Annotated in this window: 7 protein-coding genes and 1 pseudogene; all 8 read right to left on the bottom strand. The window is 70.8% G+C overall.

The features are described from left to right. Nucleotides 1-817: tetratricopeptide repeat protein (locus tag L810_RS41475; protein WP_042978294.1), on the bottom strand; the 817-nt coding region annotated here is incomplete at its 3' end. Continuing rightward, a complete protein-coding gene (locus L810_RS41480) occupies nucleotides 814-1,758 on the bottom strand; it encodes a type II secretion system F family protein (protein WP_021164083.1) in 945 nt (314 codons plus the stop codon). The genes L810_RS41475 and L810_RS41480, both read right to left, overlap by 4 nt. Next, nucleotides 1,755-2,732, bottom strand: a complete 978-nt coding sequence (locus tag L810_RS41485; RefSeq protein ID WP_021164084.1) for a type II secretion system F family protein — start codon at nucleotides 2,730-2,732, stop codon at nucleotides 1,755-1,757. The genes L810_RS41480 and L810_RS41485 overlap by 4 nt, the downstream gene beginning before the upstream one ends. After that, nucleotides 2,729-4,141 (bottom strand): CpaF family protein, encoded by a 1,413-nt coding sequence (locus tag L810_RS41490; RefSeq protein ID WP_021164085.1) that lies wholly within the window; start codon nucleotides 4,139-4,141, stop codon nucleotides 2,729-2,731. Before L810_RS41490 ends, L810_RS41485 begins: the two co-directional genes overlap by 4 nt. Further along, a complete protein-coding gene (locus L810_RS41495) occupies nucleotides 4,138-5,361 on the bottom strand; it encodes an AAA family ATPase (protein ID WP_042978295.1) in 1,224 nt (407 codons plus the stop codon). Before L810_RS41495 ends, L810_RS41490 begins: the two co-directional genes overlap by 4 nt. A 21-nt stretch (nucleotides 5,362-5,382) precedes the next feature. After that, the gene (locus L810_RS41500; RefSeq protein WP_021164087.1) at nucleotides 5,383-5,763 is read right to left on the bottom strand and encodes a CpaD family pilus assembly lipoprotein; all 381 of its coding nucleotides are present in this window, start codon (nucleotides 5,761-5,763) and stop codon (nucleotides 5,383-5,385) included. A 15-nt stretch (nucleotides 5,764-5,778) separates the two neighbouring features. After that, the gene (locus L810_RS41505) at nucleotides 5,779-7,161 is read right to left on the bottom strand and encodes a type II and III secretion system protein family protein (RefSeq protein ID WP_021164088.1); all 1,383 of its coding nucleotides are present in this window, start codon (nucleotides 7,159-7,161) and stop codon (nucleotides 5,779-5,781) included. Nucleotides 7,162-7,215: 54 nt separating this feature from the next. After that, a pseudogene (locus tag L810_RS48225) lies at nucleotides 7,216-7,460 on the bottom strand (Flp pilus assembly protein CpaB); the annotation flags it as partial.

The raw sequence follows: 7,460 nt of genomic DNA on the forward strand, positions 1-7,460 counted from the left end.
CACCGGCACCGGCACCGGCACCCCCTGCACTGCCGCCGCCCCCGCGCGACGCGAGCCGCGCGCGCACCGCCTGGTAGAAGCGCAGGTTGTCGGCCACCGCCGACGCGGGCAAATCCGCGGACAGCAGCTTCTTCGCCGAATCGGTATTGCCGAGCACGCCGTACGCGAACGCGAGGTTCTGGCGCGCCTGCCACGGCGCGGACGGCAGCCCGGCGACGTCGAGCAGCACGTTCACGCCCTCGCGCGGCCGGTTGCTCAGCACGAGCGACAGCCCGAGGTCGACGCGCAGCCCCTGCGCGTCCGGGTGCGCGCGCAGCGCGTCGCGATACACGACCTGCGCATCCGCATGACGCCCCTGCAGGTCGAGCACGGTGCCGAGCCCTTCCGCCGCGAGCGGATGGTTCGGCTGCGCGGCCAGCAGGTCGCGATAGCGCTGCGCGGCTTCGTCGAGACGCCGCTGCCGCAACGCGACGCGCGCGAGCCCGAGCCGCGGGCCGAGCTCCGCGGGCGCCTGCCGCTGCGCGTCGTCGTAGAGGATCCGCGCGCGCTCCAGGTCGCCCGCGCGGTAGTTGACGTCGCCGAGCCCCAGGCGCGCCGCGAGCGATTCGGGATGCTTCGCGAGCACCTTCTCGTACAGCGTCGATGCGAGATCGACGTTGCCGCCGGCAAGCGCGCTGTCCGCGATGCGCAGCTCGGCCTGCGGGTCGTCGCTCTTGTGCGACAGCACCGGCCGCGTCTGGATGCCCGGCGCGCAGCCGCCGGCCAGCACCGGCAGCACGGCCGCGAACGCGAACGCGCGTATGACGGATCGTGTCATCTGAATACCTCGAGCAGGCGAATCGCCGCCGGGCCCGCCGCGATCAGGCACACCGTCGGCAGGATGAACAGCATCATCGGCAACGTGATCTTCGGCGCCAGCTTCGCGGCCCGTTCCTCGAGCGCGACGATCTGCTCGGTGCGCTCGGTGCGCGACAGGGTGCGCAGCGCCTGCGTGATCGGCGTGCCGAAGCGCTGCGACTGCGTGAGCGTCGTCGCGAGCGACCGCGCCGACGTGAAATCGACGCGCGTCGCGAAATGCGCGAGCGTCGCGGACACGTCGCCGCTCAGCGTGAGCTCGTCCGCGCACACCGTCAGCTCGTCGGCGAGCGGCGGGCAGATGCGCGACAGTTCGTGCGCGACGCGCCGGATGCCCGACGCGAGGCTGTTGCCGGCCATCGTGCAGATCACCAGCAGGTCGAGCGCGTCCGGAAAGCACGCGGCGATGAGCCGCCGCCGCCGCCGGATCATCGCGCCGAGCACGTACTCCGGCACGATCACGCCGACCACGAACGCGGCGACCATCGCCAGCGCCCGGATCACGAAGTATTCGCCGAAGCGCGGAATCAGCGGGCTGAACACGATCGCGCCGCATGCGAACAGCACGCCGCAGCTCAGCTTGATCCCGATCATCGACGACACCGCGCGGCGCTCGCGAAAGCCCGCGCGCGTCAGTTGCAGGCCGAGCTTCACGCGCTGCATCGGGTCGAGCACCGGCAGCCGTTCGCCCAGCTGCGCGAGCCGGCGCGTCAGGTCCTGGCGAACGCCGCCCGGCTGCAGCCACCCCGTCACGGGTGCCGGCGGGTGCTGCCCGGCAGCCTGCCGCACGCGCGCGGCGATCCGCTGGCGGGTGCCGCCGCCGGGTCTGCCGAGCGCCGCTGCGACACAGGCGAGCAACAGCAGCAATTCGAAGCCGCGGGCGGCCAGTATCGACATCGTCATCGCGCGGTATCCAGTTTCGAGATCTTGCGGATCACCAGCAGGCCGACCGTCAGCAACCCGGCCGCGATCGTCAGCATCGTGTGCCCCGCGTGCGTCGAGAACAGCAGCATCACGTAGTCGCGGTTCACGAGGAACAGCGCGCCGATCATCACGAACGGCACCGCTGAAATGATGTTCGTCGTGATGCGCCCTTCGGCGGTCAGCGCGCGGGTCTTCAGGCGGATGTCGCGGCGCGTGCGGATGATGCTCGACAGCTCGTCGAGCGTTTCGCCGAGGCTGCCGCCGGTCTCGCGCTGCAGCAGCAGGTAGACGGTGAAGAACGAGAAGTCCGCGATCATCAGCCGGTCCGCGGCCTGCGTCAGCACGTCCTTGAGATCCGCGCCGACGCGCAGGCTGTCGCCCATCGAACGGAACGTCGCGCGCACCGGCTCGGCCGCGCCGTCGCCGACCATGCTAATCGCCTGCGTGACCGGAATCCCCGCGCGCACGGCCCGCACGATCACGTCGATCGCGTCCGGGAACGCTTCGAGAAAACGCACCCGGAAGCGGTCGACCAGCGCACGGTAGCTGGCGCGCATCGCGACCAGCGGCAACCCGACATAGATCAGCGGACGCAGGAAACCCGGCGGCCCGATCAGCTTCACCGCGACGATCGCCGCGATCGCACCGGCGATCGTGCTCGCGACGACGATCCTCACCCCGCCCTTGCCGCCCACCGCGCGCACCCGCGTCACGCGGCGTTGCAGCCATGCGCGCAGGCGGCCTTGCCGGCGCTCGAGGTTGAACAGCGCGACGCCGGGCGCGGCGGACGCGTGCCCGGCGTGCCCGGCGAGCGACGGCGACAGCTTGCGCATCCGTGCGCGGATGCGCTGCGCCGGGTGATGGCTCGCGCGATCGAACAGCGACGACAGCACGAGCCCGATCGCGAGGATCGTCACGAACCCGCCCACCGCGAACAGGTCGGCGGCCCTCATTGCCGGAAGACCTCGGCGAGCGCATCCTCGACGCCGTAATACGCGGCACGCGCCGCGAATCCCGGCCGCAACGGCGATGCCTCGAACACGCCCTTCACCGCATCGCGCGTCGTGTCGCCTTCCTGACGGAACGCGAACAGGTCCTGCGTGATGACCACCTCGCCTTCCATCCCGACGATCTCGGTGATCCGCGTCACGCGCCGCACCCCGTCGCGCATCCGCTCGATCTGCACGAACAGGTGCACGGCGCTCGCGATCTGGCGGCGGATCGACAGCAGTTGCAGGTTCGCGTTCGCCATCATCACCATGCTCTCGAGCCGGCTGATCGCGTCGCGCGGCGAATTCGCGTGAATCGTCGTCATCGAGCCGTCGTGCCCCGTGTTCATCGCCTGGAGCACGTCGAACGCCTCGGGGCCGCGAATCTCGCCGAGGATGATGCGGTCGGGCCGCATCCGCAGCGCGTTGCGCACGAGATCGCGCTGCGAGATCCCGCCGAGCCCCTCGGTATTTTCCGGGCGGGTCTCGAGGCTCACGACGTGCGGCTGCAGCAACTGCAGCTCGGCGGCATCCTCGATCGTCACGATCCGTTCGTGCTGCTCGATATGCTGCGACAGCGCGTTGAGCAGCGTCGTCTTGCCCGAGCCGGTGCCGCCCGAGATCACGATGTTCAGCCGGCACGCGCACGCAACCTTCAGCACCTGCAGCATCGGATGCGAGATGTTGCCCTGCTGCGCCATCCGCGCGAGCGTGATGTCGCGCTTCGCGAACTTGCGGATCGAGATCGACGGGCCGCGCATCGCGATCGGCGGCAGCACGACGTTCACGCGGCTGCCGTCGGCGAGCCGCGCATCGACCATCGGGCTGCTCTCGTCGACGCGCCGCCCCACCGCCGCCGCGATCCGCTGCGCGACACTCGCCACGTGCGCGTCGTCGCGGAACTTCAGCGACGTGAGCTCGAGCCGGCCCGCGCGCTCGACGTACACCTGGTCGGGCCCGTTGACGAGGATGTCGGTGACCGTGTCGTCGGCCAGCAGCGGCTCGATCGGCCCGACGCCGAACATGTCGTTCAGGATCGCATCGACGATCAGCACCTGCTCGCCGGCCGTGATCTTCAGGCGCTCGCGCTCGACCGTATGCGCGGCCACCTGCTCGATGCCCGCGCGCACCTCGTCGCGCGTCTTCATCAGCGCCGCCGACATGTTCATCGACGTGAACACCGCGTGGCGGATCGCATCGAACTTGCTCGACCGGATCAGCGCCTCGTGGGTATCGGCCGCCACGGGCGCACGGGCCGATGCCGACGCGGGCGCAGGTGCTTCCGCCGGCGCCGGTGCCGGCTCGTGCGCCACGGCGGGCGTCGCGGCCGGCACGGGGTTCGCCGGCGGCCGGTTGCGGGTACCGAACGTCACGATCCCTTCCTCCACTTGACGAGCCGCGCATACCACGGCTCGGCGACGGCCATCGGCTCGCCGGTAATGCCGTTCGCGAGCTGCCGGATCTGATCCACGAAGCCGTGCCGCTTCGCGCCTTCGATCGGCTCGCCGAGATTCTCGGCGACGGCGAGCGTCTGCGGCTCGTGCGGCAGTTCGTGCAGCGGCGCGCCGCCGAACGCCTCCTCGAAATCGACCGGCTCGACCCGGCCCGCGACGGGCGCGAGCGGGTTGTTCAGCACCATCGACAGCAGCCGCTCGCCGGGCAGTTCCCGCACGAAACGCACGAGCCGCGCGGCCTCGTATGCGGCATGCACCGAGCGGTCGACCACGACATGGACGAGATCGGACGCGACGAGCGCGTCCTCGAGCAGCTTGCCGGCACCGCTCCCGACGTCGAACAGCACGTAATGGAAGCGGTCCTTCAGCATGTCGACCAGGCGCGCGACGGCCTCGTCGCCCACCGGGGCGTCGGCACCGTACGCCAGCTCGGCGGACAGCACGTGCAGCCGGTCGCCCTTCGTGACGAACATGCGCTCGAACAACGCGTCGTCGGGGCGCTGGCCCATGTTCAGCAGTTCGATCAGCCCGTTGTTGCTGGACAGCCCGAACATCGAGTTCGCGCCGCCGCCATGCAGGTTCAGGTCGACATAGGCCACGCGGCGGCGCTTCTCGCCCGCCAGGAAGCGCGCGAGGCTCACCGTGATCGTGGTCGCGCCGACGCCGCCGCGCGCGCCGACGAAGCTGACGACCTTGCCGGTACGCGCCTGGACGACCGACTCCGTGGCCGTCAGCGCGCGCCGCATCAACTCGACGGTCAGCGGCTTGACGATGTAGTCCTGCACGCCGATGCCGAGCAGGTTGCGAAACAGCCCGACGTCGTTCTGCGTACCGATCGCGATGACGCGCACCGACGGGTCGCACACGTCGGCGAGCCGCATCAGGTCCGACACCGGCAGCACCGAATCCGACACGTCGATGACGAGCTGGCGCGGCGAACGCTCGTACTGCTGCAGCAGCCGGATCGCATCGTCGCAGGTGCCCGCCTGCAGATGGGTGCGCGTGATCGACAGCTCCTGCGCGACGCGGCGTATCACGTCCTCGCTGCCCGGATCGGCGACGACCGCGACGAGATCGGCCGCTCCCGCGGACGCGGCGCGCCGGGTGTGCTGGCGATCGAGGAGGTTCATGGGCGGCATCGTGATGGCATCCGGGTCGGTTCAATGGCCGGGCGAGCCGGTCGTCAGCGTCTTGCCGGGCGTCGGCTGCTTCACGCGATCCTCGACGTAGCGGCGCACCGCGTCGGCCGCGGCCTGCGCGTCCGCGCCGCCGTAAGGCACGGGCGCGACGAGATCCTCCGGCCGCGCGAGCATCGCCGCGAGGTTCGAGTACGTCGCGCAGCCGAACGGCACGCCGGGCCGCGCGTACCCCGCGTCGACGAGATGCGACGGCTGCATCAGCGTCGCGCAATCGGGCGGCACCGCGCGCGCGCCGTCGAAGCCGATCGTCCGCGCGTCGGGCAGGTTGACCGGCGGCGGCGCCGACAGGCAGCCCGCGAGCCCCAGCGGCAGCAGTGCGGCAACGATCGATCGGGTTCGCATGGGCGCGCCTCCGGTTCAGTACACGAAGCCCGCGGCGCCGACGAGGCGCGGCGTATCGCCCGACAGCAGGTCGAGCCCCAGGTTGCGCTGCACCGCGAACTCCAGGTCGCTGCTCGGCCGCGCGACCGTGTCGATCGCCTGCTCGAGCTGGCCGGGCCCGGCCGGCTGCACGATGTACGGCGTGACGATGACGACCACCTCGGTCTTGTTGTCCTGGAAGTTCTTCGACGAAAACAGCCGGCCGATGATCGGCAGCCGGCCGAGCCCCGGGATCTGCGACACCGTATCGGCCGTCTGGCTCTGCAGCAGCCCGCCGATCGCGAAGCTCTGCCCGCTCGACAGCTCGACCGTCGTCTCGACGCGCCGCACCGTGAGCCCCGGCACCTTGACGCCGCCGGTCGTCACGCTGTTGTTCGCATCGACCTCGCTCACTTCCGGCCGCACCTTCAGGCTGATCCGGTTGTCGGCGAGCACGGTCGGCGTGAAATCGAGCGACACGCCGAACGGCTTGAACTCGACCGTGATCGCGCCGGTCGACGAGCCCGCCTGTGCGACTGGGATCGGAATCTCGCCGCCCGCGAGGAAGCTCGCGGTCTCGCCGGACATCGCGGTGAGGTTCGGCTCGGCGAGCATCGTGATCAAGCCCTCCTGGTCGAGTGCGTCGAGCACCACGTCGATCGACCAGCGCCCCGCGCGGAACCCGCCGAGCACCGAGAACGCGCCCGTCGGCGACAGGTTGAACAGGCTGGTCGTCGGATCGAACAGCGTGCGCCCGTTGAACAGCCCGCCGACGAAGTTGCCGGCCCCGCCCAGCGAGCTCCAGTTGATGCCGAGCTGCTGCGTGATGTTGCGGCTCACCTCCGTCACCCGCACGCGCAGGTTCACCTGGATCGGGCGCGACAGCGTGAGCCGGTTGACGATCTTTTCCTTGTCGTGCAGGTACGGCGTGAGCGACTGCATCACGGCGTCGGCGTCGGCCGCGCTCGGCACCTTGCCCGACACCATCAGCGAGCCCGGCGCACCGGACACCGACAGCTTCAGTTGCGGAAACCGGCTGTCGAGCACGCCCTGCAGCGACGCCGTGTCGACCTGCACGATCACCGTCTTGCGCAGGATCGGACGATGGTTCGCGCCGAGCGCGATCAGCGTGGTCGTGCCCGCCTTCTTGCCGAACACGAATACGGTACGCGGCGACGGCACCTGGATGTCCGCGATGGCAGGATCGGCGACGAACATCGCGGTTGCAGGCTCGGGCAGCGACAGCAGTTCCCCCTTGCCGGTCGCGATCGACAGCGCCGCGCCCGCGTCCGGCGCCCGCGCGACCTGCGCGGCGGCGCCCCCGGACGCGATGCCGCAGGCCAGGCCCAGGAAAGCGATCCAACGAACCATGCGCACCATGCGTGTTCCCGTCAAATGCCGGCCGCCGGACGGACGGCCCGAATCGTCAATCCGTCACTGCACCGTCGCTCCCGGCGGCGGCGCACCCGCCTGCGCCGCGACATTGGCACCGCCCGGAACCGCGGGCATCGCCGGCCACGACGGCAGCCCGGTCGGCAGCGGCGGCAGGCCCGGCGTGCCGGTTCCGCCGCCGTGCGATCCGTCGTCGACCGACGAACCGCGATAGATCACGACCGCGTTGTTCCGCCACGCCGGCCGCGCGCCCGCATCCGGCCCGGCGGAACAACGCGGTCGTGATC

It is taken from the genome of Burkholderia sp. AU4i (assembly GCF_000466765.1).
Classification (GTDB): domain Bacteria; phylum Pseudomonadota; class Gammaproteobacteria; order Burkholderiales; family Burkholderiaceae; genus Burkholderia; species Burkholderia cepacia.